Origin of the sequence: Dorea sp. AM58-8 (assembly GCF_003464045.1) — a bacterium.
Classification (GTDB): Bacteria; Bacillota; Clostridia; order Lachnospirales; family Lachnospiraceae; genus Claveliimonas; species Claveliimonas ammoniilytica.
The window spans coordinates 60,816-87,198 of the sequence record NZ_QSDM01000014.1; the positions used below are offsets into that span (position 1 = coordinate 60,816).

The window sequence follows — 26,383 nt, forward strand, 5'->3', positions numbered from 1 at the left end:
AATAATGATAATGTATACATCTGAAATTTTCAAGGAAAGTTTACAAAAAGAAAGCAGATTCCCTGAAATTGCCTGAATTTACAGAATCTGCTTTCCTGAATTTCTGAAATTTAGAAGTCTACTTCTGTACCATAATATGTACACTCAAACAGTTTTTTCATTGTCTCCGGATCGATAGTTCTTGGATTAGATCCTGTACATGCATCACCGACTGCAAGCTCTGCAATCTTATCAATCTTTTCTTTAAATTCATCCTCATTGATTCCAAATTCTTTCAAAGTCTTTGGAATATTGAGTTTTACATTGAACTCATCAATCTTCTCACACAGACTGTTGATCAATGCTTTTTCAGATATTCCTGCCAGTCCCATTCTACGTGCGATCTCGGCATAACGCTTAGCGGCTATCGGATCCTTGGCGTTGTATTTTATAACATATGGCAAATAAATCGCATTGGCACATCCATGCGGAATATGTCCGGTAGAGAATGCAGCACCCGTCTTGTGCGCCATAGAATGAACAATGCCAAGTAAAGCGTTAGAGAATGCCATACCTGCAAGACACTGTGCGTAATGCATCTGTTCTCTCGCTACCTTGTCACATTTATAGGATGCCGGCAGATAATCAAGAACCATCTCGATTGCCTGCAATGCAAGCGGATCTGTGAATGGACAATTAAGTGTAGATACATACGCTTCAATCGCATGTGTCAATGCATCCATTCCGGTGTAAGCAACCTGTTTGATTGGAAGTCCCATAACCAGTTCCGGGTCAACAATTGCCACATCAGGTGTAATATTAAAGTCAGCCAGCGGATATTTTACTCCGGTCTCATAATTTGTAATTACAGAGAATGCCGTAACCTCTGTAGCTGTACCAGATGTAGAAGGAATTGCACAGAATTTTGCTTTCTGACGCAGTTCCGGGAAATTAAACGGAATACAAAGTGCTTCAAATGTGGTATCCGGATACTCATAGAAAGCCCACATAGCTTTGGCTGCATCAATCGGTGATCCACCACCCATTGCTACGATCCAGTCTGGTTGGAACTTACGCATTGCTTCGGCACCTTTCATAACTGTCTCAACAGACGGATCAGGTTCTACACCTTCAAAAAGTTCAACTTCCATTCCGGCATCTTTCAGATAATCGACTGCTTTGTCAAGAAATCCCTGTCTTCTCATAGAACCTCCGCCAACTACAAGAATTGCTTTTTTACCTTTTAGGTTCTTAAGCTCCTCCAGGCAACCCATTCCATGGTATACGTCTCTAGGTAATGTAAATCTGCTCATAATTAATTGCTCCTTTGTATAATGGATTACTTTTTTACATTCACATTATACGACCGTTATTTATTTAACACAATAGTTAAATAAATAACGGATTGTACTTTTTTACGCACAATCCGTTTATATTGCATTGGATATTATTCTATTCAGTCCGTTCGTAATTACGAGTAGTAACACCACTCAAACGTCCTTTTCCATTCACAAGAACCGCTTTGAAAATGGTTGTTCCTTCTGGCATAGAGATCGGATCCGTATATTCTTCCGAATCTTCATCTGGGGTAGATCCATCTGTTGTATAGTAAGCTGTATAGCCGTCCGGCACAACAATACTGATCTTTGTATCGGTATCATACTGACCGGTAGACGGAGATACAGCAGGTGCATCTTCGATTGGCAGTTCTACTTCATAAGTCTTACTTACGGTAAGACTTGGAATGCCGTTCGCATTGACAGATACTGCTTTGATTTCTGTCTCACCCTCAGAGATCTGAATTGGTTTTTCGTATTTGATACGAGTTTTAGATGAAAATGGATCACTTCCATCATCGGTATAATAGATATTCTTCTCCGTTGTAGTCAATGAAAGCTGCTGAACATCGTCAAAACTTTCACTGTCATCCAGGCTGAATTCTGGTGATTCTGACGCGTATTCCGTAAGCTGATCAGCCACACTGGACTTAGCCCCGTCTAATATTAACGGAATTTCGCCCTGATTCTTAGTATCTTCATAGAATTTAAAACATGCCTTATATACATCAACACTATCCGAATATTTATCTACCGCACTTAACAGGATTTCTTCCGCCTTGCCACTCTCATTCTGCTCAATATACAGTTCAGACAATCCCTCATATGCTTCTGCTTTCTTAGGCTTCTTCTTAATAGCTTTCTTAAACTGTGTTTCCGCTTCCGTATAATCTTTACTGCTCAGTGCTTTATAACCTTTCTTCACATAACCATTATACGAAAACTGATACATGATCAATCCAGCGATCACAAGAATCACAAGAAAAATACCGGTAAGAAGCAGTGCTCTTTTTCTCTTTTTCTTCTTCAGAGCTTTTTTCCTGGCAACACGTCTCCTGCGCTCTTCCTGCGGAGTAAGTTGTCTTCTGGATCTGTCCTCTCTTTCAGGTCGACGTTGTCCGGACGAAGTCCTACGCTGACCGGATGAAGTCCTGCGAGAAGACTGACCTCCACGTGTACCGGAATTTCTTCTCGCTGTTGGTATCGTGCTTGTCTGATAATCATAGTCATCAAGTGGTGTGTCAGAACCATCGATTGCACCTTTCACCTGTGCAGCAAGCACATCGTCTAAAGGATTGTAATCCGGTACAATGCGTATCTCTGCCCCACATTCTTCACATCTAAGCGCGCCCTCCGGCATCTCTGCACCACAGCGTCTGCATCTCATGTTCTACTCTACCTCCTGACCCTTCGCTGCTTCTACACAATTGTACATCAGCATAGCGATTGTCATAGGACCAACTCCACCTGGTACCGGAGTAATTGCTGATACTTTATCTTTTATATCATCAAAGTCCACATCACCACATAACTTGTTTTCTTCGTTACGATGCATACCTACGTCAATAACTACCGCACCTTCTTTCACATAGTCTGCTGTGATGAATTTCGGTTTGCCGATGGCAACTACAAGGATATCAGCTCTTCCTGTAACTTCTTTCAGATCTTTGGTCCTGGAGTGCGTGATCGTAACTGTTCCATTTTCACGAAGAAGCAGAATAGACATCGGTTTGCCTACAATGTTACTTCTTCCTACAACCACACATTCTTTTCCTTCTATTTCAATTCCGGAGCGTTTCAGAAGCTGGATGATTCCCGCCGGTGTGCAGGATACAAAGCCTGGTTCTCCGATACAGAGTCGTCCTACGCTTTCCGGATGAAATCCGTCCACATCTTTATCCGGTGAAATCGTACGGATAATCGTATCTGCATTAATATGCTTTGGAAGCGGAAGCTGTACCAGAATACCATGTACATTATCATTCTCGTTCAATTCTTTTACTAACTTCACCAGTTGATCTTCTGTAGTCTCTTCAGGAAGCTCGTAAGAAAGTGATTCGATTCCTACATAGGCACATGCTCTTTTTTTATTACGTACATAAATGCTGGATGCAGGATCATCTCCACCTGAATTACTGCCAGGCAGGTCTCCACACCCTGTTTCTTCAATTCTTCAACGGTTACCTTCAACTCATCCTTGATCTCGGTAGAGATTTTCTTTCCATCAATCAATAACGGCATAATTCCAATTCCCCTTATATTTATATATTATGATGTTGGGGTCAAAAGCCCCAACTATGATGCCTGCGGATTGTTCCGTGCTATGCACTCCCACAATCCTCCCAATTATTCGCATATCGTGGGATTAATATCCCACTTTTAGGCTCATATTGGGGCGGGTCCCAAGGTCTAAGTCCACTTATGAGCGAGCTCATGTGGATTTAGATCTTTTGACTCTGGCATCATATTATATACTTTTTTAGAACAATCCTGTGATCTGACCAGCTTCAGTTACGTCAATATTATTGGCAGCCGGAACCTTCGGAAGTCCAGGCATCGTCATAACAGCTCCTGTCAGTGCTACTACAAATCCTGCACCTGCACTTACATAAGCTTCACGGATATGTATATCAAAATCTGTCGGTCTGCCAAGCTTCTTAGCATCATCAGACAGTGAATACTGATTCTTTGCCATACAGACAGGCATGTTGCCAAATCCCATCGCTTCAATCTTGGCGAGTTGTTTGGCTGCCTTAGGCTCAAAGATCACACCTCTTGCACCATAGATTTCTTTAGAGATAGTCTCAATCTTTTCCTGCAGAGACAGACCGTCCTCATACAGCGGATGGAAATGACTTTCCTTGTTCTCCAATGTTTCAAGTACTTTTTCAGCAAGAGCGATACCGCCCTCTCCACCTTTTTCCCATACCTCAGAAAGAGCAAATTCACAGCCTCTCTCTTCACAGAATCTGCGGATATATTCATTCTCTGCATCCGTATCTGTCACGAAAGAATTCAGCGTAACAACTACCGGTACATCATATTTCTGAATATTCTCAATATGTTTTTCCAGATTCACAATACCTTTTGCAAGCGCTTCCAGGTTCTCATCAGAAAGCTGATCTTTTGGTACTCCGCCATTATACTTCAATGCGCGCACTGTTGCAACCAATACTACTGCATCCGGCTTCAGACCGGACATACGACATTTGATGTCCATAAATTTTTCAGCACCAAGATCTGCACCAAATCCAGCTTCCGTAATCGTAATATCTGCCAGTTTCAATGCCATTCTGGTAGCACGTACACTGTTACATCCGTGGGCAATATTGGCAAATGGTCCACCGTGTACAAGCGCCGGTGTATGCTCCAGCGTCTGGATCAGATTTGGTTTGATAGCATCTTTTAAAAGTGCTGTCATTGCTCCGGTTGCCTGTAAATCATCTGCTGTTACAGGATCACCCTGGAAGTTATATGCTACGATAATGCGTCCCAGTCTTGCTTTCAGATCCTTTATATCTTCTGCAAGACAGAGAATAGCCATGATCTCAGAAGCAACTGTAATTACAAAATGATCCTCTCTTACCATTCCATCCGTCTTGTTACCAAGTCCGACTACAATATTACGCAGATTACGGTCATTCATATCTACACAACGTTTCCATACCACCTGGCGTGGATCAATGCCCAGCGCATTACCCTGCTGAATATGATTATCCAATAATGCTGCAAGCAGATTATTCGCTGAAGTGATTGCATGAAAATCTCCTGTAAAATGCAGGTTCAGATCTTCCATCGGCACAACCTGTGCATATCCGCCACCGGCAGCTCCTCCTTTAATACCGAAACATGGTCCGAGCGATGGCTCACGAAGTGCAATAATAGCTTTTTTATTCATCTTGGCAAATGCTTCACCAAGTCCTACTGTAGTAGTAGTCTTACCCTCGCCTGCTGGAGTAGGATTGATCGCTGTTACAAGAACAAGCTTGCCGTCTGGGTTATCCTTTATCTTATCATATAAATCATCCGAAAGTTTTGCCTTATACTTACCGTATAATTCCAGATCGTCTTCCTCAATTCCGATCGATGCGGCTACATCTCTGATATGGCTCATTTCTGCTTCCTGTGCGATTTGAATATCTGTTTTCATGTTCTTCATCCTTTCTTTCCTTCATTAGTGTCCAGTAACTATATTAAACATACTCTTCTATGTACTGTTCAAACTCTTCCATAGACATGAGTACCTTTCTTGGCTTTGTTCCCTCTTCCGGTCCAACCACACCTGCTTCACAGAGCTGATCCATAATTCTTGCGGCACGGTTAAAGCCGATCTTGAACATCCGCTGTAACATTCCAATAGACGCCTTTTCTTTGTCGATGATCAGCTTACCTGCATCTACAAAATAGGCATCTCGTTCGCTTGCACTGTCACTGCCAGACATCATATTTCCAGCGGCAGCGCTGGAATTCATGTGTTCTACCACTTCCTGGCTGTAAGCAGCATCTCCATTGTGATCTTTCAGATAATCGGTTACCTTCTGAACCTCCTTGTCCGAAACAAATGCTCCCTGCACACGGACCGGTTTCTGATAACCGCTCGGATAAAAGAGCATATCACCCTTTCCGAGGAGTTTCTCAGCTCCGTTCATGTCAATGATCGTCCTTGAATCCACACCCGATGATACAGAAAATGCAATTCTGGACGGCATATTGGCTTTAATCAGACCAGTAATGACATTAACAGACGGTCTCTGAGTTGCAAGTACCAGGTGAATGCCGGCTGCTCTTGCAAGCTGGGCCAGACGACAGATAGATTCTTCCACCTCACCTGGTGCCACCATCATCAGATCGGCAAGTTCGTCCACAATGATTACAATCTGCGGCATAGTGTCCGGCTTATTGCCGTTCTCATCCGGTTCCAGCCGACTTACTTTCTCATTATATCCTTTCATATCACGGACTTGATGCTCCGCAAATGCCTGATAACGTCTTGTCATTTCCGCAACTGCCCAATTAAGAGCTCCTGCAGCTTTCTTCGGGTCTGTTACTACAGGAATCATCAGATGCGGAATGCCATTGTATACACTTAATTCTACTACTTTCGGATCCACCATGATCAGTCGCACCTGATCTGGTGATGCTTTATATAAAATACTCATGATCAATGTATTGATACACACAGATTTACCGGAACCGGTCGCTCCTGCGATCAGAAGATGCGGCATCTTGGCAATGTCAGCCACAACACATCTTCCTGCAATATCCCGGCCTACCGCAAAGGATACATTTGATGCACTGTTTTTAAATTCAATCGACTCCAGAAGATCCCGCAGCATAACTGCAGAATTTTCTTTATTTGGTACTTCGATACCCACCGCTGCTTTTCCTGGGATCGGTGCTTCAATACGAATATCCGCAGCCGCAAGATTCAACTTGATATCATCAGCAAGTCCTACAATCTTGCTGACTTTCACACCCTGCTCCGGCTGAAGCTCATATCTGGTAACAGATGGTCCACAACTTACATTGGTAACCGTTACATTCACGCCGAAACTGTGCAGTGTATCCTGCAGCTTTCCGGCGGTTTCGCGAAGATGTGTATCCGAATCCCCACCGCCTTTTTTACCTCTTGTAAGCAACGAAAATGGAGGCGTATGATAAGTCTCATTCTTAACTTCATTTTCTGAAACTGCCTGAGCTACGCTTGCAGTCTCCTGAGCAATCGCATCTGCCCCTGCCTTTTTCCTGCTTCTCTTTGCCAGAGCTTTGGACTCCGCTAAAGATTCCACAGCCGAATCAGTATCAAATGGATCCGGCAGATCGTCTGGCTGCGCAGCCATCTCCGGCTGTGTCCTGTTAATCACCAGATCCTGTGTATCTTTCGTGTTTGGCTGAACTGCTGACGGAATATCGGTCTTAAGTTCGTCAGCTTTCATCTCTTTCATCTCCGGAGATCTTCCGCTCAATGTTGTATCAAAAGATACTCCCTCCACGTGACGGTCTTTTCTCTTTGATGCAGTCTTCTTTTCTGCTTTAGCCTGTTCCAGTTCTTTTTCTTCTCTGGCTGTGCGTCGTTCTTCTCTGCGTCTTGCAGATGCCTCGCGCCTTCTGGTATTGGACTCTTTTGCATGTGAATAAGCGCGATCGCTCTGCTTCTTTACACCTTTGAGAACGGAACGCCCAGTGATGATCACTATTCCAATGATCATCATAATAATCAAAATCACATATGTACCTGCCACTCCGAGAGCCGGTGACAGGGTGTCTGCAAGCGATCCTCCGACAGTACCTCCCGCATCACTGATCAATTCAAATAAACCACATAAAATCAGGAAACAGATCACAGCTGCGCCGGATTTCCAGTATGCGATACGATTATGCTTGTTCGATACCAGAAATGCTGTTACTCCAAATAGCAGAAAAGGTACAAGATACGCACCTGCACCAAAGCTTTCCATCAAGAAAGCCGAAGCTGACGCCCCAAGTGTTCCACCAAATCCAAAATTACTGATCAGAAGAAGTATGCTGACAGCCAGCACGATCCATATAATTATTTCATCAATTACAAAATTCTCTCCCGCTTTCTTCGTTGTCTTCCCGGTGGTCTTTTTAGACGTACTTTTCTTCTTAGACTTCGAAGCCATATAATCCCCCCTGTTTCGCGTATCGTATCTATAGGCATATCATCACAAAGTATAGATACACATACTATTTAAAGTATATCATTTTTACAAGAGACTGTCATTATTTAATTATCCATTTTCTGTTCCATTTTCATCGATCATTTGATGCAGTTTCGCCAGTGCTTCTTTTAATCCTCCCACTTCATCAATGAGACCGACTGCAACTGCTTCCGGGCCTTCCAGCATTGTTCCCACATCTTTGACAAGCTGTGTTGGATTCAGCATCAGTTCTTCAATCCTATCCTGCGTCATATGGGAATGGTTTGAGAGAAATGCCGTAATCCGATCCTGCGTTTTTACCATATTGCGGAAACTCTGTTCTACCCCGATGAACATTCCATTGGATCTTACCGGATGGATGATCATGGTTCCACTTGGTACAATAAAAGAATAATCAGCTGCTACTGCAAGAGGACCACCGATAGAATGGCTTCCTCCGAGCACCAACGACACCGTAGGCTTACTGAGAGACGCGATCATTTCTGCAATCGAAAGTCCTGCTTCCACATCGCCACCCAGAGTATTTAACAGAATCAGCAGACCATCTATCTCACAACTGTCTTCTATTTCCGCAAGCATGGGAAGCAAATGCTCGTATTTGGTTGCCTTTGTGCTTCCGCTGACCGCATCATGTCCTTCTATCTCTCCGATGATTGTGATTAATTTAATTCTGTGGTGCGCACGACTTTCATCAAGATCCAGTGAACCGGTTTCTTTGATCTCTGCTTTTTTCTCCTGCTTTTCTTCATTTTTCTGCATATAAAAACACCTCCATACCCTTTAGTATGGAAGTGTTATATAGTTCTTATTCATGTATACAGGATTCTTATACCTGTTCCAGTGCCTGTTCTACATCAGCGATAATATCATCAGCATTCTCGATACCTACACTGAAACGAATCAAATCCGGCTGTACCCCGGCTTCCATCAATTCCTGATCATTCATCTGGCGATGTGTGTGACTTGCCGGATGCAGTACACAACTCCTTGCATCTGCCACATGAGTTACGATCGCAACCATTTTCAGGCTGTCCATCATCTTCACTGCGCTGTCACGTCCGCCTTTCAGACCAAATGTAAGCACACCGCATGTTCCGTTTGGCATATATTTCTGAGCCAGTTCATACTGAGAATCACCTTCCAGTCCCGGATAGTTAACCCACGCCACCTTTTCATGTCCCTGCAGATATTTCGCAACCTTCAATGCGTTCTCACAATGACGAGGTACACGAAGATGTAATGTTTCGAGTCCCAGATTCAGCAAAAATGCATTCTGCGGTGCCTGGATAGAGCCAAGGTCACGCATCAGCTGTGATGTAGCTTTTGTTATGTATGCAGCCTTGCCGAATTTCTGTGTATACACGATGCCATGGTAGGTCTCATCCGGTGTGGTGAGTCCTGCAAATTTGTCACCGTAAGCTTCCCAGTCAAAATTACCACTGTCTACGATCACACCACCTACACAAGTCGCATGTCCGTCCATATATTTGGTAGTTGAATGTGTTACAATATCCGCACCCCATGCAAATGGTCTGCAGTTGATCGGTGTGGCAAATGTATTATCTACAATAAATGGTACACCGTGCGCATGTGCTGCTTTGGCAAACTTTTCAAAATCAAGAACAACCAGTGCAGGGTTTGCAATAGATTCACCAAATACAACCTTTGTATTATCACGAAACGCGGCATTCAAATCTTCCTCACTGCAGTCCGGCTCAACAAAAGTAGCCTCAACGCCCATCTTCTTGATGGTGTGAGCGTAAAGATTATAAGTACCGCCGTACAGTGCAGATGCACATACAATATGATCTCCTGCTTCCACAATATTCATGATCGCATAGAAATTAGCTGCCTGTCCCGATGAAGTAAGCATTGCTGCCACTCCACCCTCCAGATCACAGATCTTTGCAGCTACCGCATCATTGGTCGGATTCTGCAACCGTGTATAAAAATATCCGCTCTCTTCCAGGTCAAAAAGTCTTCCCATCTGGTCACTGGAATTATATTTAAATGTTGTACTCTGATAGATTGGCAGAACTCTTGGCTCTCCATTGCCCGGTTTATATCCTGACTGAATACACTTAGTTTCAATCTTGTAATCACTCATCCTCTCGATGCCTCCTTTTATCCTTTATCCATAATTATTCATCCCAGTTATGATATACATCCTGTACATCATCGTCATCATCCAACAGATCCAGGGTTTTCTGAATATTCTGAATATCCTTAGGATCAGTAAGTTCTACATAAGTCTGCGGAATCATGGTTACTTCTGCAGACGCCATATGAATTCCTGCTTCTTCAAGTGCTTCACGCACCTCACTGAAATCATCTGGATCCGTCAGAATCTCAAAGCTGTCATCTTCCTCAGCAAAGTCTTCTGCACCTGCATCCAGTGCCTGCATCATAAGATCATCGGCATCTCCATCGTATTCTTCCTTATCTACAATAATCTGTCCCTTACGGTCAAACATAAAAGATACACATCCCGGTGTACCTACGTTGCCATTACCTTTTGTAAATGCACTCTTAACATTAGATGCCGTACGGTTCTTATTATCTGTCAGTGTCTCGACTATAATTGCCGTACCATTCGGACCGTAACCTTCGTATGTAATATGTTCGTAATCTGCTGATCCGCCTTCGCCTGCAGCTTTTTTAATATTTCTCTCAATCGTGTCATTTGGCATATTGTTAGATTTAGCCTTTGCGATAACATCACGCAGACGGCTGTTGTTAGCCGGATCAGCGCTTCCACCTTCTTTTACCGCTACTGCAAGCTCTTTACCGATTTTTGTAAAAATCTTACCTTTTGCAGCATCATTTTTTTCTTTTTTATGCTTAATATTGGCAAATTTTGAATGTCCTGACATCTTCTTCTCTCCTTATCTTCTATTAGTTCGCATACATTTTATTCTATCATGCATATTACATTTTTTCAATCTTTACTGATTGAATCGCATTATTGTCTACTTCCAGCACTGTAAACAGATATCCTTCATAAAGTACTGTGCTGCGCTCATCCTCTCCGGGGATTCTGTCAAGCTGATGGATCAGAAATCCGTTTAACGTCTCATACTCTTCCTTATCAAAATGAATATTCAGCAGATCTTCCAGATCCTCCAGGTCAGTAAAGCCATTGACTTCATAGGATCCATCTGCCTGTACTTCGATATCCTCTTCCTCTTCATCGTATTCGTCCATAATATTACCTACGATTTCTTCCAGAATATCTTCCATAGCTACCAGCCCTGAAGTCTGTCCATACTCATCAATGACGATTGCAATATGATTATTTCCTTCCTGCATTCTGCGGAACAGTGTATCTATGCTCTTGGTTTCAGGTATGTAATCTACCGGACGGATATACCCTTTCAGTTCTTTGATCGGACGATTGCGGTTGGCTTCGGTAAAATAACACGTCATAGCATCCCGAAGATGAATGGTTCCTATAATCTCATCAATATCCTCCCGATATACCGGGAATCTGGAAAAACGTTCTCCCAGCATAAACTTGAGTGCAGTTTCCAGTGTTTCCTCTTCATCGATACCCACAATATCACGTCGGTGTGTCATAATGTCTTTTGCATCCTTATCAAGATAGCGGACAATATTGCGGATCAGTTTCATTGCCTGACTTCCGACTTCTTCTGTCTCGCCTTCTTCTCGAAATATCTGTCTCATCCGATGAAACAAACTTCGTTCTTCCATATCCATACTCCTTTTTATGTATGAAGCGCAAGGCTGACCCTTATCGCTTCATCAACGCTTCTCATTCGTTCTTTATCCAGATGACCGATCATATCTTTTAGCCTCTGCTTATCAATCGTTCTTATCTGTTCCAACAGAATTACAGAATCCTTCATGATCTGACATCGCCTGGAATCAATCTCAATATGCGTAGGCAACTTTGCTTTATTCATTCTGGATGTAATCGCTGCGCAAATGACAGTCGGACTGTATCTGTTACCTACGTCATTCTGTATGATCAGCACCGGCCTGATGCCTCCCTGTTCCGAGCCGACTACCGGGCTGAGGTCAGCATAATAAATATCTCCACGTTTTACCTGCACCTGTTTTCACTCTCCATATTTCTGATAAAAACAGTATTTCCATCTTTTTTCAGATGTATTCTATTGCAGTTCTTCATTCGATATATTTATGCGAAATAATCAATCTGCTCTATGACTTTTCCATCTTTCAGAAATTCTCTCGGTATTCTCTTACCCAAGTCACAAACAAATTCATAGCTGAAACGACCGGACAGATCACTGAGCGTCTCTACCGGAAGGTAATTGTCTCCGTCCCGACCGATAAGTACCACGCGGTCTCCATATGCCACATTTTCAATTTCTGTACAATCTACCATAAACTGATCCATACAGATTCGTCCGAGGATCGGGGCTTTCTTGCCATGGATCAATACAAAGCCTTTATTAGACAGACTTCTCGGATATCCATCTCCATATCCTACCGGTACAGTTACAATCTTGGTCGGACGTTCGGTCACAAACGTACCGCCATAACTTACCGGAACTCCTGCCTCTACCCATTTCACATGGGAAACATGACTGATCAGTTCCATAGCTGGTTTCAGATGTACATGCTGCTGATCTACTTCGTCTGAGGGATACAGGCCATAAGTAGAAATACCTGATCTTACAATATCCATATAGGTCTCTGGCAAATCAAGAATCGCCGCACTGTTTGCACAGTGATAATGCTTAAATGTGACATTTCTGTCCTCCAGTGCTTTACGCATCCACAGATAGCGCTCCAACTGTTTATGGGCATAAGCTTTGTCTACTTCATCTGCTTTGGAGAAATGTGTATACATTCCTTCCATCTCAATGCCTGGAAGCTTTGCAATCTCTGCGATTGTATCTGCATTCTCCTCATCGATCTGGAATCCAAGTCTCGACATTCCAGTGTCTAATTTGATATGGACGTACGCTGTCTTTCCAAGCTTTACTGCTGTCTCAGAAATCTGCTCTGCGATTTCTTTCGTATAACAGGTGAAACGGATCTCATGTTCAATTGCTTCTGCCTGCTGTGATGGAAAAACAGGACCCAATACAAGTATCGGTTTCCTAATACCGTTTGCACGCAGAATCACACCCTCATCCGGTGTGGCTGTAGCAAATCCCCACAAGTAGTTTTTTTTCTCCAGATCACATGCGATTGGTACCGCCCCGTGACCGTAGCCATCCATCTTGACAACAGCCATGATCTTAGTCGCATCACCAACCGTTTCATGCATCTGATCCATATTATATTCTATGGCGTCCAGATCAATTCTGGCACACACTCTTGTATATTCTTTCATCATTTTTCCGCCTTCCAGTTTTCTGTCATTTGGATCGCTGATCCAAGTGCATCAGCAAGATCCCTCGCCAATACACTATAGCACCCCATTTCATTTCTTGCAATATCTCCCGCAAGTCCATGGAGATAAACTCCAAGAACAGCGGCATCATAATTATCGCATCCCTGCACCATAAGTCCGCCAATAATTCCGGCCAGCACATCTCCGGAACCTGCTTTTGCCATTGCAGCATTTCCGGTAAGATTCACATACATTCTTCTGCCCTTTGCTCCCACAAAAGTACGTGCATCTTTTTGTACCAGAGTAACATCTAAAGTTCTTGCCGTCTGTTCCAGGACCTCTCTTCGATGCATTTGTATCTCGTTGACAGGCCGTCCTGTTAATCTGGATAATTCCTTCAAATGTGGAGTCAGTACATAATTGCCTTCTGCCAGCAGGTCCTTCCATTCCGGATGCGTCGCCAATATATTAATTCCGTCCGCATCAATCAGACATGGCACATTTATTTCTTTCAAAACGGTATTTACAATCAGATCTGCTACATCAGATCTTCCAAGACCTGATCCTATACAGACTGCATCAGCCCACTCCAGTACCGACAGAAGACTTGCTTCGTCATATTCCGTATATGTTGTGATAATAGCTTCCGGAATCAGCTGCTGTAAAATACTTCGGTTATCTTCAGTGGTATAAATGCGTACGAGTCCTGCTCCCATGCGATAAGCAGCACAGGCGCTTAAGAATGCAGCTCCTGCCATTCCACTGCTTCCGGCAATTAATAATAATTTTCCAAATGTACCTTTATGCGCATATGGCGGACGTTCAGGCAGAAGTTTGGCAATATCACTCATTTCTAATGCATATGCAGTATCCAGCTGTTCCTTTACTGTAAAACTGTCAATTCCGATATCTGTCACGCAGACTTTTCCGGTATACAATGCACCGGGAAACAGAAACAGACCCAGCTTTCGATCCTGGAATGTTACGGTTGCATCTGCCTGAAACGCTTCACCGAATACACGTCCATCCGTAGCTGAGATACCGGACGGAATATCAACCGCGAGTTTCCGTCCCGATGACATATTCATATGTTGAAGTATTTCCAGATAGTGTCCTGTAATCTCACGATTCAATCCTACACCAAACAATGCATCAATTACAATGCTGTAATCATTATCCTGCCATTCTGTGAGAAGAATTCCTCCACGCTGTTCGAACTGATCCATCTGATATATACACTCTTCTGTTCGGCTTGTCATCCGTCCGGCAAATACTGCTGTCACCTGGCAGCCTTTCTCTTTCAGAATGCTTCCAATAGCAAAGCCATCGCCTCCGTTATTTCCTGATCCACACACAATGCATACATGTGTCAGCGGCCACTTTTGTTCTTCTATATAATCAGTACAGGCTGCAGCAGCCCGTTCCATCAGTGTTCTGGATGAAACTCCCAGATCCTGTATAGTATGACTGTCCGCACTTTTCATCTGTTCCGCATTTAATAAATACTGCATATACTTCCTTTCTGCCTTAGGCGCAGATCACTGCAAAAAAAACGACGTGTAAAGAAGTCTGCTTTCACAGCCCGCATTACACGCCATTATTCTGTCTGTTATTTGTCTGCATGATCCTCATTATATCGACTGATATTATAAGATAATCTCATTAAGCTTTCTGATAAATGTACACTTTCTACAATTACATTATCCGGTACATTCAGATCTACATGCGCAAAATTCCAGATGGCCTGAATACCGGCATCTACCAGATCCTTCGCCACATCAATTGCGCATTCCTTCGGAATTGTAAGAACTGCAATCTCGATATTATTCTCTTTAATGAAATCTTTCATCTCACTCATCATACGAACCGGCACATCACGAATTGACATACCTCTCAGTGTAGGATTCACATCAAAGATACCTTTCAGGATAAATCCCTGATTTTCAAAATGTGAATAATTTGCCAAAGCCTGTCCCAAATTACCTGCGCCAACGATTATAAAATTATGCTTGTTCTCCAATCCAAGGATTTTACCAATTTCAGTATGAAGATATTTTACATTATAACCATATCCCTGCTGACCAAATCCGCCAAAGTTGTTCAAATCCTGTCGAATCTGTGATGCAGTAAGTTTCATTCTTTTACTTAAATCATTAGATGATATACGTTCGACACCATCTTCTAATAATTCACCCAGATATCGGTAATATCTTGGAAGTCTGCGAATTACCGCCTGAGAAATCTTTCTTGTCTCCACTGTTGTTCACCTACCCATAATATTATGGAATAATTATATCTGATTGTTAACACAAAGTCAAACTTTTGTACAAACTTTCATTAACTTTAGTTGTATTTTCTGTTCTTTTCGGTATAATGATACACAGAGAATTATGGAGGTGTATCATGATTTTAGCATGTCATGATGTTTCCAAAGCATTTGGGGAACACGTTATTATACAAAATGGCTCTTTTCATATAGAAGACCATGAAAAAGCAGCCCTTGTCGGTATCAATGGTGCCGGCAAGTCTACTCTTCTGAAAATGATCGTCGGCGATCTTACAGCTGATGGCGGTACGATCACCCTTACAAAAGGTAAGACACTTGGTTATCTGTCCCAGCATCAGGAGCTGGTATCCGGCAATACAATCTACGAAGAAGTACGTTCAGCCAAGGCCGATGTCATTGCCATGGAAGCAAGAATCCGCGAGATTGAAAAAGAATTAAAAGATCTGACCGGCGATGAACTGGAAAGCCGGTTGAATACTTATCATAATCTGACCAGTGCCTTTGAACTGGCAGACGGATACTCCTATGAAAGCGAGATTGTCGGTGTATTAAAAGGTCTCGGTTTTGCTGAGGATGAGTTTGACAAGCCCGTAGATACGCTGTCCGGCGGTCAGAAGACTCGCGTATCTCTCAGTAAGCTTCTGCTTACCAGGCCAGATATTCTTCTGCTGGACGAGCCTACCAACCACCTGGATCTGAATTCCATTGCATGGTTGGAGACCTACTTATTGAATTATTTTGGAGCGGTATTGATTGTATCCCATGACCGATATTTTCTGAATAAAGTTGTTACAAAGGTCATTGAAGTAGAAATGGGTAAACTTTCCGTATTTCAAGGCAATTACTCTGCTTACGCCGAGAAAAAAGAAATGCTCCGTGAAGCAAGATTAAAAGAATACTTAAATCAACAGCGTGAGATCAAACATCAGGAAGCTGTTATTGAAAAACTCCGCTCTTTCAACCGTGAGAAGTCTATTAAGCGTGCAGAAAGCCGTGAGAAGATGCTGGATCGTATTCAGCCTGTAGAAAAGCCTCTGGAGCTTCATACGGATATTCATTTAAAGCTGGAGCCTTCTGTCGTCAGTGGTAATGACGTGCTGTCGGTAGAACATCTGTCCAAAGCATTCCCGCCACATACTTTATTTCAAGATATCAGTTTTGAGATCCACCGCGGCGAGCACGTAGCGATCATCGGTGACAATGGAACCGGAAAGACTACACTGCTGAAGATACTGAATCAGGTTATTCCGGCAGACAGTGGTACTTTTACCCTCGGTTCCAAGGTAAAAATCGGTTATTATGACCAGGAACATCACGTCCTGCATATGGACAAAACAATCTTTGATGAGATTTCTGACGATTATCCGACGCTAACCAATACACAGATCCGAAAGACACTGGCGGCTTTTCTCTTTACCGGCGATGAAGTGTTTCAGCAGATCAGTTCTTTAAGCGGTGGTGAACGTGGGCGTGTCTCACTTGCCAAGCTCATGTTGTCTGAAGCAAATTTCCTTATCCTGGACGAACCTACCAACCACTTGGATATTACTTCTAAGGAAATTCTTGAAAAAGCTCTGAACGATTATACCGGTACGGTACTCTATGTATCTCATGACCGATATTTTATCAACCGTACAGCTACAAGAATTCTGGAACTGACCGAACAGACATTTGTCAATTATATTGGTAACTATGATTACTATCTTGAAAAGAAGGATGAACTGACCCAGGCTTATACCGGCGTCTCTTCCGCTCCATCTGATGTATGTGCACCGGAACCAGAATCTCAGGCTAAGCTCAGCTGGCAGGAACAGAAAGAAGCACAGGCTAAGGAACGCAAACGTCAGAATGAATTAAAAAAGACAGAAGAACGCATTACTGAACTGGAAGAACGTGACGGCGAGATTGACGAACTAATGGTTCAGGAAGAGATCTATACCAATTCTGTAAAATGCCAGGAATTGGCACTGGAAAAATCTAAAATCGCAGAAGAATTAGAAGAACTTTACGCCAGATGGGAAGAACTGGCGTAACAAACAGATATATGAAAACGCCCGCTAATAAACGGGCGTTTTTATCATGGTAACGAACAAAATATCTGTAAAATCAGCTGAGTTCCGGTACTTTCCTGCTACATGCAATTGCTCTGGCACCATGTCCAATGTGGCAGGCTACACTTAATGACAACGGATCCATATGCACTTCATATTCCGGAAATCTATTTTCCACTTCTGCTTTCCATTCTTCAGCTTCTTCTGCCGAACAGGTATACGCAACCTGCAGATACATCTCCTGTCCTGCAAACCGCTCTGTCAGATCCTTTTCCATTGCATCCAACATCGTCTTCTTCGCGCTCTTCCATCCTCTTGACTTAGAAAAAGAATCCAGCTTTTCTCCCTGAATCGTAAGAACCGGTTTCAGATTCAGGACTGAACCGATAGCTGCTGCTGCGGGTGTTACGCGACCACCTTTTTTAAGATATTTCAATGTATCTACCGTAATATAGATGCTGGCCTCCAGCTTCTCACGCATTAGAATATCATGGATCTCCTTCGCGTTCATTCCTTTTTCTGCCAAAGCAATGGCATCCAGAACCGATTGTCTCATGGTAACCGAAATACGTTGATTATCTACCACATATACTTTACCATCCATGTCCTGCGCAAGCATCTGCGCAGTGGCACAGGAACTCGACAATCCACTTGACATCGGAATATGCACTACCTCATCATATTCTTCCAGTGCTTTCTCCCATATATCCAGCACATCTCCCGGCGAAGGCTGCGAAGTAGAAATGTCTGCATCCTGAGTCAGACGTTCATAGAATTTTTCCTGAGTCAGAGATATATCTTCGTAGAACAGTTCTCCGTCAATATAAAAAGGCATCGGAAGAACAAAGATTCCAAGTCTTTTTGCTTCCTCCTGTGTAATTCCACTGTTGCTATCTGTAACAATTGCTACTCCGCTCATGTTTAAACTTCCTCTCTAATTCTTAAAACTATGTATCGGTGCAGGGATTCGTCCCTGTCTGTTTATAAATGTGCTGCAGTCAAACTCATTCACCGGCATGATCGGAGCATAACCCAGTAAACCGCCAAATTCTGCTGTCTCTCCTACATCCTTACCAATAACCGGAATCAGACGGACTGCTGTCGTCTTATTATTCACCATACCAAGTGCCATCTCATCTGCAATGATACCAGAAATAGTTGCCGCACTGGTTTTTCCAGGAATTGCAATCATATCAAGACCTACGGAACATACACAGGTCATGGCCTCCAGCTTTTCAAGATTCAACGCACCAAGCGTCACTGCATCAATCATACCCTGATCTTCACTGACCGGAATAAATGCGCCGCTTAAGCCGCCCACATAAGAGGAAGCCATAACGCCACCTTTCTTCACCTGATCATTCAACATAGCAAGTGCTGCTGTAGTACCCGGTGCACCTACACGTTCCAGACCGATCTCTTCCAGGATCTCAGCCACACTGTCACCCACTGCCGGAGTCGGTGCAAGAGACAGATCGATAATTCCAAACGGAATACCCATACGTTTGGATGCCTCCCCCGCTACCAGTTGTCCTACGCGGGTAATCTTAAATGCTGTCTTCTTAATCATCTCACACAGTTCCTCAAAGCCCTTGCCTCGCACCTGTTCAATTGCTTTCTTTACAACGCCAGGTCCACTGACACCTACATTGATCACAGCATCTCCTTCTGTAACGCCAAGGAACGCACCCGCCATAAACGGATTGTCATCCGGTGCATTACAAAATACCACCAGCTTCGCACATCCCAGAGAATCATTATCTTTGGTTGCTTCTGCTGTCTCTTTTACGATCTCGCCGCACAGGCGAACAGCATCCATATTAATTCCGGTACGAGTAGATCCCACATTGATAGAACTGCACACACGTTCCGTACAGGCCAGTGCTTTCGGCACAGACCGAATCAGATTCTCTTCGCTTGTAGTCATAGCCTTTGATACCAGCGCAGAATATCCGCCGATAAAATTAACACCAACTTCTTTCGCGGCCTTATCCAGTGTCTTGGCAATCTCAACATAATCATCCGGAGTCTTGCAGGCTGCTGAGCCCACCAGAGCGATCGGAGTAATAGAGATACGCTTATTTACAATCGGAATACCAAATTCACATTCAATATCCTGACCTGTACTCACCAGATTACCGGCAAGCGTTGTAATCTTTTTATAGATATTATCATTCAATCTATCAAGATCTGAATCGATGCAGTCCATCAGACTGATACCGAGGGTAATCGTTCTTACGTCAAGATTCTCCTGCTCGATCATTTTATTCGTTTCATTTACTTCATATACGCTAATCATGATTTTTTCTTTGCCTCCGCCATAGCATCCAACTTACAGTCTGTGCATTTTTTCAAAAATTTCTTCTCTCTGGCAGTGAATGCTTACACCGATTTCTCCGCCAAGTGCTTCCAGTTCAGCTGTATATTCCTGAAATTCCTTAGAAGCCCCGTCAACATCCACGATCATTATCATATTAAAGAAGTCATCAATGATAGTCTGCGAAATATCTAGAATATTAATTCCGGTCTCCGCAAGATAGGTACATACCTTTGCAATAATTCCTACAGTATCTTTTCCAACTACAGTAATCACACACTTTTTCATATTCTTCCTCCTGTTAAACATATGTATTGATTATACAGTAATAATATCCGAACGATGATCCCTTTTGGCAACAGCCAGAGGTATTTCATCTCCCTTATACGGATTATCCCCAAGTGTAACCTCTAATTTAACCGTCTCATACGCAAGTTCTGCATAATTATTCTCCTTACTGAGATGCCCAAGCATGACACTTTTCAAGTTGTCATGTAGTATATCACAAAGAAGCCGTCCTGACAATTCATTTGACAGATGTCCCTTATTTCCCATTACACGTTGTTTCAATGGATAAGGATAAGGTCCAACTTCCAGCATATGAATATCGTGGTTTGCTTCCAGCAGAATCGCATTCACATCCTTCAGATGTTCAATGATATAATCATCGTAAATTCCAAGATCAGTAGCCACCGCGACGCTCTTGCCATCCGCACGCATCCGATAACCACATGGTTCCGCAGCATCATGAGAAATGGCAAATGGCTCTACCTGCACATCCCCCAGTGTGAATGGCTCATCTGTATGGATTTCACGAAAAAGTTCCGGCAAGATTTTGCCAAGACTTTTGCTTTTTTTCACTGCATTCAGTGTGCCTGGTGTGCCATAAATCGGCACTTCATATTTCCGGCTGAATACCCCCAGTCCCTGAATATGGTCAGAATGTTCATGGGTAATAAGGATCCCATCAATCTCCTCTCCTTTGATCTCCAGGTCATGAAGTCCTTCTTCTATTCTCTTTTTACTGATGCCTGTATCAATCAGTAGATGCGTGTGGTCTGTACCTGTATAGATACAGTTCCCACTGCTTCCGCTAGCTATACTGCATAATCTCATCTATTGTTCTCCAGTCTATTGCTTTTATGCTATTTAGCACATTCTCTCTGTTATTATACCTGACTTTTCTTTATGCCAAAATCCTTCAGCATATCATCCAGCTGTTCCCTGGTGTCATCAAAGCTCCGGCTGTTATCTACTGCACGGTCGCTGTGCTCCAGAAATTCATCCCTGCTTTTCTGTGCACGGAACATATCCTCGATCTTCTCTTCACTATATCCTCTGGATAATTTAAGTCGTTTCTTACGTACTTCTTCATTGGCATAGATATACCACACTTCATCACAGATCTCGTCATAGTGTTCTTCCAGGAGAAGTGCCGCCTCCAGTACAAAAAGCTCTGTTCCCTGCTTTATCTCCTGTCGGATTTTCCGACGGATATTTTCCTTCACAGCCGGATGAACAATCGCATTCAGCACATGAAGCTCTTCGTCATCTTTAAACACAATCCGTGCCAGATGCGGACGATCAATCCTGCCATTTTCATCCAGAATTTCCTCTCCAAAATGCTCAACGATTTTATTATAACAGATTGTACCCTTTTTTTGCAGATTCTTTGCAACAAGGTCTGCCTCACACACAACTGCGCCATATTTTTCTTCCAGATAGCGGAGCACTTCGCTCTTTCCAGAGCCAACTCCACCTGTAATCCCTATGATCTTCATGTACATTCTCCTATTTTGCTTCATACCAGTTATTGCCGGTATGCATATCAACCAAAAGCGGTACCTTAAGGTCTGCCGCACGTTCCATTTCTTCCTTTAAAATCTCCTCTACCTGTTCCAGTTCCGGAATATAAGTCTCAATCAGGAGTTCATCATGTACCTGAAGAACAAGTCTGGATTTCATCTGTTTTTCTTTCAGCCTTCTGCTAACACCAATCATCGCCACTTTAATAATGTCAGCTGCTGTTCCCTGAATCGGCGCATTCATCGCTACACGCTCTCCAAATGATCTCTGCATATAATTAGACGACTTCAGCTCCGGCATCGGGCGTCTTCTTCCAAACAACGTCTCCACGTATCCATGTTCCCTGGCAGACGCAACCGTATTATCCAGAAATGTCTTGATTCCTGGATAAGTAAGGAAATACTGTTCAATGTATTCTGCCGCTTCTTTTCTGCTGATACTTAAATCCTGGCTCAGTCCAAAAGAACTGATACCATACACGATTCCAAAGTTAACCGCCTTGGCATTTCTTCTCTGAAGATCCGTCACCTCGTCAAACGGTACATGGAAAACCTGCGAAGCCGTAATTCTGTGAATATCCTGAGCCTGACGATAAGCATTGATCAACATATCATCTCCGGAACAATGCGCAAGAATACGAAGCTCAATCTGCGAATAATCTGCATCTACAAACACAAAACCATCTTCCGGAATGAACACTTTACGAATCAGCCTGCCAAGCTCCATACGAACCGGAATATTCTGCAGATTAGGTTCTGCGCTGCTGAGACGTCCCGTCGCTGTAATAGTCTGATGGAACTTCCCATGGATCCTTCCATCTACCTGAATAAAACCAGCCAATCCATCCGCATAAGTCGACTTGAGTTTTGCCATCTGACGGTATTCCAGAATCTTCGCCACAATCGGATACTCCGGTGCCAGCTTTTCCAATACATCTGCCGCTGTCGAATATCCGGTCTTTGTCTTCCTTCCACCCTGTAATCCCATTTTTTCAAACAGGATCACGCCCAATTGCTTCGGTGAATTAATATTAAAAATCTCGTCTGCCTCTTCATATATTTCCTGTTCCAGTTCATGGATCCGCACGCCAAGCTTCTCACCATAAGCTTTCAGCTCATCAGCCTCTACGCGAACACCACACTGTTCCATATCATACAATGTCTCTACAAGCGGCATTTCTACATCCACAAACAGCTTCCACATATTGTTCTCTTTCAGCTGTTCCTGCAAAATTGGTGCTGCCTTCCATCCGGTATATGCTTCGTAACAGGCTTTGCTGTCATCAGGAAGCTTATCCTCAATCAGCAGATTCAGCCGTTCTCTGGCAACATCTTCGCCGGTATAATCACTTTTCAATGGGTTCAGCAAATATGCTGCGATTGTTCCGTCAAAACAATGTGAAACCGGAAGACTGCCAAGTTCTCCCATTGCATTCTTTACGTCAAAGAATATGCAACATTCATTCTTCTCCACAAGCTGCACGGTCTGCTCCTTCAGCCAAGCCGAAGATATATCATTTCCAGTCTTTATATAATACACATGCTCGTCTGAACAGCATAGTGCAATTCCTGCGAACTCTGCCAGGTCAGCAAATAATGGAAGCACATCCTCTGTATTCTTACAAAGTGCAATGCCAACACGCTCAGCTTTTGCCGCATCTGTGAAAATCTGTTCAGCTTTCTCTTTATTTGTAATCGTCTCAAATGCGTCCTCAATCTTATTCGACAGTTCCGATGTCTCAAATCTCCCCAGCAGATTTTTAAACTGCAGCTTCTGAAAATACACATATACTTCGTCTGTATACAAATTACCGAGTTTCGCATCCGCAAACTCATAATCAATCTCTGCATCCAATTTGATCGTAGCGAGTGTCTTGCTCAAAACTGCCAGATCCCAATGTTCAATTATTGCCTTCGATGCACGCGGCGGCTTCAATTCGGAAGCATGCTCATGTGCATTTTCGATAGAATGATACTCGGTAATGATCTTCGTTGCAGTCTTCTCGCCTACCCCCGGCAATCCCGGTATATTATCTGAGGTATCTCCCATTAACGCTTTCAGATCGATAAACTCCGTCGGAGTTACCTGATATGCATTCAAGACATCTTCCGCATAATAATCTTCAATCTCTGTCTGTCCTTTTTTCGTCTTTGGAATACGAATCTTCACATGCTCCGTTGCAAGCTGTAAAAGGTCTCTGTCACCACTGATCACAGACACTTCCAGCCCCCGTCTCTCAGACATTCTGGAAATAGTTCCGAGAATATCATCTGCTTCCAGACCGGCTTTTTCTACAATTTTAACTCCCATTGCCTGCAGGACTTCCTTGATTACAGGAACCTGCTGCCGGAGTTCTTCTGCCATCGGCTTTCGCGTGCCTTTATATTCTTCAAACATCTCATGACGAAATGTCGGTGCATGTACATCAAATGCCACCGTCAGATACTCTGGTTTCTCCTGATCCAGAATCTTAAACATAATGTTCAGGAACCCATATACTGCATTCGTGTGAAGTCCATCTGCGTTAGTCAGATCCGGAACTCCGTAGAATGCACGGTTTAATATACTGTGTCCATCAATCAATACGATCTTTTCAGCCATTCTAATTACCTCGTAGATTATTCAAATCTCAATTTAATAAATCTAAACCTAAAAATGCCCTGCACTACTCCAAGGCACTTTTATTATTATAAAAGGCTTACCCTGTTACTGGCAAGCCTTATTTTCATTCAATTCATATGATAGCAAAAACGACCTTTCAAAAACAGTTAACTCTAAATCAACTATTTCTTGAAAGATCGTTTTTCCAAAATTCTCGGAGTATTCTCAGAATCCCCAATAATATCTCATTTTTCTGTCATATGGCACACCGATCTCCCATTCTTCTTTTTCAGATGCATAGTCCCATCTTTCCTCAACATGGCAATAGTATTCAAAAACACCGGTTAAGCCCCACGGTTCAACCAGATACACATGTCCATTTTCTTCCCAATATCCTCTACAGCAAGGCAACTGAACAGAATTAGGTAACGCAGGACATTTTTTTCGTTCTATTTCGTCCGTAAGCTCTGCTTTATTTACAACATTTAGCGAGGCATAAACACACCATCTTGTTGAACCGGAACCGCCGCCATCATGGTAAGATTCTGCATAGCTCTCTTTATAGAATATGTAATCCATCGTCTCTTGGTACCTGGCATCATAATATCCGCCATCCAATACTACATTAAGCGTATCTGCCGTTATTTCAAATGAATAAGGTTTATAACATATTTCCTTGATAATACGCTCTGCACATTTTACAATATCATTTGAATATTTTTGGACAAATGGATGAAACGATTCCGCAAATACACTCCTTGCATTTTCTGATTTTTTCACATGATTCCCGTTGCTCATATGCATGATCTCCTTTTATGATTCACTAATGATTTAAAATATGATCTTGTATAAAGTATAACACATATATTTTTTCTTTCCACTGCAATGATTGCTACTAATGAATAAAATTTATATTGATATGTTTTCCACTATCTGCATATCCTAATAATCCTTTCCATCCCACTCTGCCATAAACTCATCCACATACTCTCTCATGAATCGCTCCCGTTTTTCGGCAATTTTCCTTCCAGTATCCGTACTCATCATATCCTTCAGCAGAAATAACTTTTCATAAAAATGATTGATCGAGGTGGTAACATGATCCTGATATTCATCTTTACTCATTCCAAATTTCGGAACGATCGCCGGATCATAAATTGCTCTGTTATGATTACCTCCATATGCAAATACCCTCGCTATACCAATCGCCCCAATGGCATCCAGTCTGTCCGCATCCTGTACGCATTTTCCTTCTACAGTAGACGGAATTACCGAATAATTCCCTGCAAATGATACCTCATCAATAATCTTACAGATTCGTTCGATGTTATCGTCTGACACACACTGTTCTTTCAAAAAACTGACCGCATGCTCCTTCTTTTCATATGTTTCCGGTGACAGCTTCCTGTCATCCACATCGTGCAAAAGCGCCGCTAACGAAACAATCTCCATATCCGCATTTTCCTGCTCTGCAATCGTTCCTGCCACACGATACACTCGCAATGAATGAAAATAATCATGTCCACTGAAATCGTTTAAAAAAATATTCTTTATATAATTAACCGTTTCCGCAATCACATGTTCCATGTTGTCCCCCTTTATATCTTGCCGATCAGTACCACAACTCCCCGTCTCTGAGCCTCTTCTATGGTAAGATTAACATCTATCAACTTCTCCTCATGCTCTATTTATTGAATATCCATTACAATATTCTTTCAAAAACTCCGCCTTCAAAATAAATATCCTTACCTTCGCTGTCCTTATAAAAAGAAATCTGTTCCGTACCTGTCAGTTTGAACTCCAGACTTTCAAGCAGTCTGACTGACGGCAGATTTTTGAATACTGTTCTATTTTCATCAATCCGATAGATGTAAATGTAGACAGTAAAATCAGCACCACCAGCTTAGCTGGTGGTTTGCTCTGTCCCTGTAAGGGACTATTACCGGCTTGGACCTCAAAGGTCCTACGAAAATAAGGTCCCCAACCGCACCTCATT

The 26,383-nt window shown here is 42.8% G+C and carries 22 protein-coding genes and 1 pseudogene; 1 reads left to right on the top strand and 22 read right to left on the bottom strand.

Translation table 11 applies throughout. The features are described 5' to 3' along the window. Positions 1-110 precede the first annotated feature (110 nt). From DXA18_RS10970 to DXA18_RS11035, 13 genes and pseudogenes are all read right to left on the bottom strand, one after another. Entirely contained in the window at positions 111-1,292 is a 1,182-nt protein-coding gene (locus tag DXA18_RS10970; RefSeq protein WP_118383907.1) for an iron-containing alcohol dehydrogenase, read from the bottom strand. A 139-nt stretch (positions 1,293-1,431) separates the two neighbouring features. Next, the gene (locus tag DXA18_RS10975) at positions 1,432-2,703 is read right to left on the bottom strand and encodes a chitobiase/beta-hexosaminidase C-terminal domain-containing protein (protein ID WP_118383908.1); all 1,272 of its coding nucleotides are present in this window, start codon (positions 2,701-2,703) and stop codon (positions 1,432-1,434) included. A 3-nt stretch (positions 2,704-2,706) separates the two neighbouring features. Beyond that, positions 2,707-3,557: pseudogene (folD, locus tag DXA18_RS10980) on the bottom strand (bifunctional methylenetetrahydrofolate dehydrogenase/methenyltetrahydrofolate cyclohydrolase FolD). Between the two features lie 238 nt (positions 3,558-3,795). After that, positions 3,796-5,466 carry a formate--tetrahydrofolate ligase gene (locus DXA18_RS10990; RefSeq protein WP_118383931.1) on the bottom strand — a complete coding sequence of 557 codons (1,671 nt, stop codon included), beginning with the start codon at positions 5,464-5,466 and terminating at the stop codon, positions 3,796-3,798. A 43-nt stretch (positions 5,467-5,509) separates the two neighbouring features. Then, positions 5,510-7,960, bottom strand: a complete 2,451-nt coding sequence (locus DXA18_RS10995; RefSeq protein ID WP_118383910.1) for an FtsK/SpoIIIE family DNA translocase — start codon at positions 7,958-7,960, stop codon at positions 5,510-5,512. 108 nt (positions 7,961-8,068) lie between these two features. Continuing rightward, positions 8,069-8,758 carry a ClpP family protease gene (locus DXA18_RS11000; protein ID WP_118383911.1) on the bottom strand — a complete coding sequence of 230 codons (690 nt, stop codon included), beginning with the start codon at positions 8,756-8,758 and terminating at the stop codon, positions 8,069-8,071. 67 nt (positions 8,759-8,825) lie between these two features. Beyond that, positions 8,826-10,106, bottom strand: a complete 1,281-nt coding sequence (locus DXA18_RS11005; RefSeq protein ID WP_118383912.1) for an O-acetylhomoserine aminocarboxypropyltransferase/cysteine synthase family protein — start codon at positions 10,104-10,106, stop codon at positions 8,826-8,828. Positions 10,107-10,140: 34 nt separating this feature from the next. After that, positions 10,141-10,872 (bottom strand): YebC/PmpR family DNA-binding transcriptional regulator, encoded by a 732-nt coding sequence (locus DXA18_RS11010; RefSeq protein WP_118383913.1) that lies wholly within the window; start codon positions 10,870-10,872, stop codon positions 10,141-10,143. Between the two features lie 55 nt (positions 10,873-10,927). Continuing rightward, entirely contained in the window at positions 10,928-11,710 is a 783-nt protein-coding gene (locus DXA18_RS11015; protein ID WP_118383914.1) for a hemolysin family protein, read from the bottom strand. 14 nt (positions 11,711-11,724) lie between these two features. Beyond that, entirely contained in the window at positions 11,725-12,072 is a 348-nt protein-coding gene (locus tag DXA18_RS11020) for a type II toxin-antitoxin system PemK/MazF family toxin (protein WP_118383915.1), read from the bottom strand. Positions 12,073-12,158: 86 nt separating this feature from the next. After that, positions 12,159-13,325, bottom strand: a complete 1,167-nt coding sequence (gene alr / locus DXA18_RS11025; protein ID WP_118383932.1) for an alanine racemase — start codon at positions 13,323-13,325, stop codon at positions 12,159-12,161. Then, positions 13,325-14,836, bottom strand: coding sequence for an NAD(P)H-hydrate dehydratase (locus DXA18_RS11030; RefSeq protein ID WP_118383916.1), 1,512 nt, complete (start codon positions 14,834-14,836; stop codon positions 13,325-13,327). Before DXA18_RS11030 ends, alr begins: the two co-directional genes overlap by 1 nt. Before the next feature lie 98 nt (positions 14,837-14,934). Continuing rightward, complete coding sequence (locus tag DXA18_RS11035) at positions 14,935-15,582, bottom strand: redox-sensing transcriptional repressor Rex (RefSeq protein ID WP_118383917.1); 648 nt, start codon at positions 15,580-15,582, stop codon at positions 14,935-14,937. Between the two features lie 146 nt (positions 15,583-15,728). Between DXA18_RS11035 and abc-f the strand changes: the two genes are divergently transcribed. Further along, a complete protein-coding gene (gene abc-f / locus DXA18_RS11040; protein ID WP_118383918.1) occupies positions 15,729-17,645 on the top strand; it encodes a ribosomal protection-like ABC-F family protein in 1,917 nt (638 codons plus the stop codon). 73 nt (positions 17,646-17,718) lie between these two features. Here the strand turns inward: abc-f and DXA18_RS11045 are convergent, their stop codons facing one another. From DXA18_RS11045 to DXA18_RS15870, 9 genes are all read right to left on the bottom strand, one after another. Continuing rightward, positions 17,719-18,582, bottom strand: coding sequence for a DegV family protein (locus DXA18_RS11045; protein WP_118383919.1), 864 nt, complete (start codon positions 18,580-18,582; stop codon positions 17,719-17,721). Between the two features lie 15 nt (positions 18,583-18,597). Next, on the bottom strand, positions 18,598-19,962 hold the full coding sequence (locus DXA18_RS11050; RefSeq protein WP_118383920.1) for a PFL family protein: 1,365 nt from the start codon (positions 19,960-19,962) through the stop codon (positions 18,598-18,600). A gap of 33 nt (positions 19,963-19,995) precedes the next feature. Then, positions 19,996-20,268, bottom strand: coding sequence for an ACT domain-containing protein (locus DXA18_RS11055; RefSeq protein WP_118383921.1), 273 nt, complete (start codon positions 20,266-20,268; stop codon positions 19,996-19,998). Between the two features lie 30 nt (positions 20,269-20,298). Then, positions 20,299-21,096 carry an MBL fold metallo-hydrolase gene (locus tag DXA18_RS11060; protein WP_118383922.1) on the bottom strand — a complete coding sequence of 266 codons (798 nt, stop codon included), beginning with the start codon at positions 21,094-21,096 and terminating at the stop codon, positions 20,299-20,301. A gap of 53 nt (positions 21,097-21,149) precedes the next feature. Continuing rightward, the gene (gene coaE, locus DXA18_RS11065) at positions 21,150-21,761 is read right to left on the bottom strand and encodes a dephospho-CoA kinase (RefSeq protein WP_118383923.1); all 612 of its coding nucleotides are present in this window, start codon (positions 21,759-21,761) and stop codon (positions 21,150-21,152) included. Positions 21,762-21,771: 10 nt separating this feature from the next. After that, entirely contained in the window at positions 21,772-24,387 is a 2,616-nt protein-coding gene (polA, locus tag DXA18_RS11070; RefSeq protein ID WP_118383924.1) for a DNA polymerase I, read from the bottom strand. Between the two features lie 225 nt (positions 24,388-24,612). Next, positions 24,613-25,185, bottom strand: coding sequence for a hypothetical protein (locus tag DXA18_RS11075; protein WP_118383925.1), 573 nt, complete (start codon positions 25,183-25,185; stop codon positions 24,613-24,615). A gap of 144 nt (positions 25,186-25,329) precedes the next feature. Next, entirely contained in the window at positions 25,330-25,974 is a 645-nt protein-coding gene (locus tag DXA18_RS11080) for an HD domain-containing protein (RefSeq protein ID WP_118383926.1), read from the bottom strand. Between the two features lie 201 nt (positions 25,975-26,175). After that, positions 26,176-26,383: hypothetical protein (locus DXA18_RS15870; protein WP_207661821.1), on the bottom strand; the 208-nt coding region annotated here is incomplete at its 5' end.

Bases quoted from the DNA above. Each gene is read 5' to 3' on its own strand.
- DXA18_RS10970 (WP_118383907.1), bottom strand. From the start codon at position 1,292: ATGAGCAGATTTACATTACCTAGAGACGTATACCATGGAATGGGTTGC.
- DXA18_RS10975 (WP_118383908.1), bottom strand. From the start codon at position 2,703: ATGAGATGCAGACGCTGTGGTGCAGAGATGCCGGAGGGCGCGCTTAGA.
- DXA18_RS10990 (WP_118383931.1), bottom strand. From the start codon at position 5,466: ATGAAAACAGATATTCAAATCGCACAGGAAGCAGAAATGAGCCATATC.
- DXA18_RS10995 (WP_118383910.1), bottom strand. From the start codon at position 7,960: ATGGCTTCGAAGTCTAAGAAGAAAAGTACGTCTAAAAAGACCACCGGG.
- DXA18_RS11000 (WP_118383911.1), bottom strand. From the start codon at position 8,758: ATGCAGAAAAATGAAGAAAAGCAGGAGAAAAAAGCAGAGATCAAAGAA.
- DXA18_RS11005 (WP_118383912.1), bottom strand. From the start codon at position 10,106: ATGAGTGATTACAAGATTGAAACTAAGTGTATTCAGTCAGGATATAAA.
- DXA18_RS11010 (WP_118383913.1), bottom strand. From the start codon at position 10,872: ATGTCAGGACATTCAAAATTTGCCAATATTAAGCATAAAAAAGAAAAA.
- DXA18_RS11015 (WP_118383914.1), bottom strand. From the start codon at position 11,710: ATGGAAGAACGAAGTTTGTTTCATCGGATGAGACAGATATTTCGAGAA.
- alr (WP_118383932.1), bottom strand. From the start codon at position 13,325: ATGAAAGAATATACAAGAGTGTGTGCCAGAATTGATCTGGACGCCATA.
- DXA18_RS11030 (WP_118383916.1), bottom strand. From the start codon at position 14,836: ATGCAGTATTTATTAAATGCGGAACAGATGAAAAGTGCGGACAGTCAT.
- abc-f (WP_118383918.1), top strand. From the start codon at position 15,729: ATGATTTTAGCATGTCATGATGTTTCCAAAGCATTTGGGGAACACGTT.
- DXA18_RS11045 (WP_118383919.1), bottom strand. From the start codon at position 18,582: ATGAGCGGAGTAGCAATTGTTACAGATAGCAACAGTGGAATTACACAG.
- DXA18_RS11050 (WP_118383920.1), bottom strand. From the start codon at position 19,962: ATGATTAGCGTATATGAAGTAAATGAAACGAATAAAATGATCGAGCAG.
- DXA18_RS11055 (WP_118383921.1), bottom strand. From the start codon at position 20,268: ATGAAAAAGTGTGTGATTACTGTAGTTGGAAAAGATACTGTAGGAATT.
- DXA18_RS11060 (WP_118383922.1), bottom strand. From the start codon at position 21,096: ATGAGATTATGCAGTATAGCTAGCGGAAGCAGTGGGAACTGTATCTAT.
- coaE (WP_118383923.1), bottom strand. From the start codon at position 21,761: ATGAAGATCATAGGGATTACAGGTGGAGTTGGCTCTGGAAAGAGCGAA.
- polA (WP_118383924.1), bottom strand. From the start codon at position 24,387: ATGGCTGAAAAGATCGTATTGATTGATGGACACAGTATATTAAACCGT.
- DXA18_RS11075 (WP_118383925.1), bottom strand. From the start codon at position 25,185: ATGAGCAACGGGAATCATGTGAAAAAATCAGAAAATGCAAGGAGTGTA.
- DXA18_RS11080 (WP_118383926.1), bottom strand. From the start codon at position 25,974: ATGGAACATGTGATTGCGGAAACGGTTAATTATATAAAGAATATTTTT.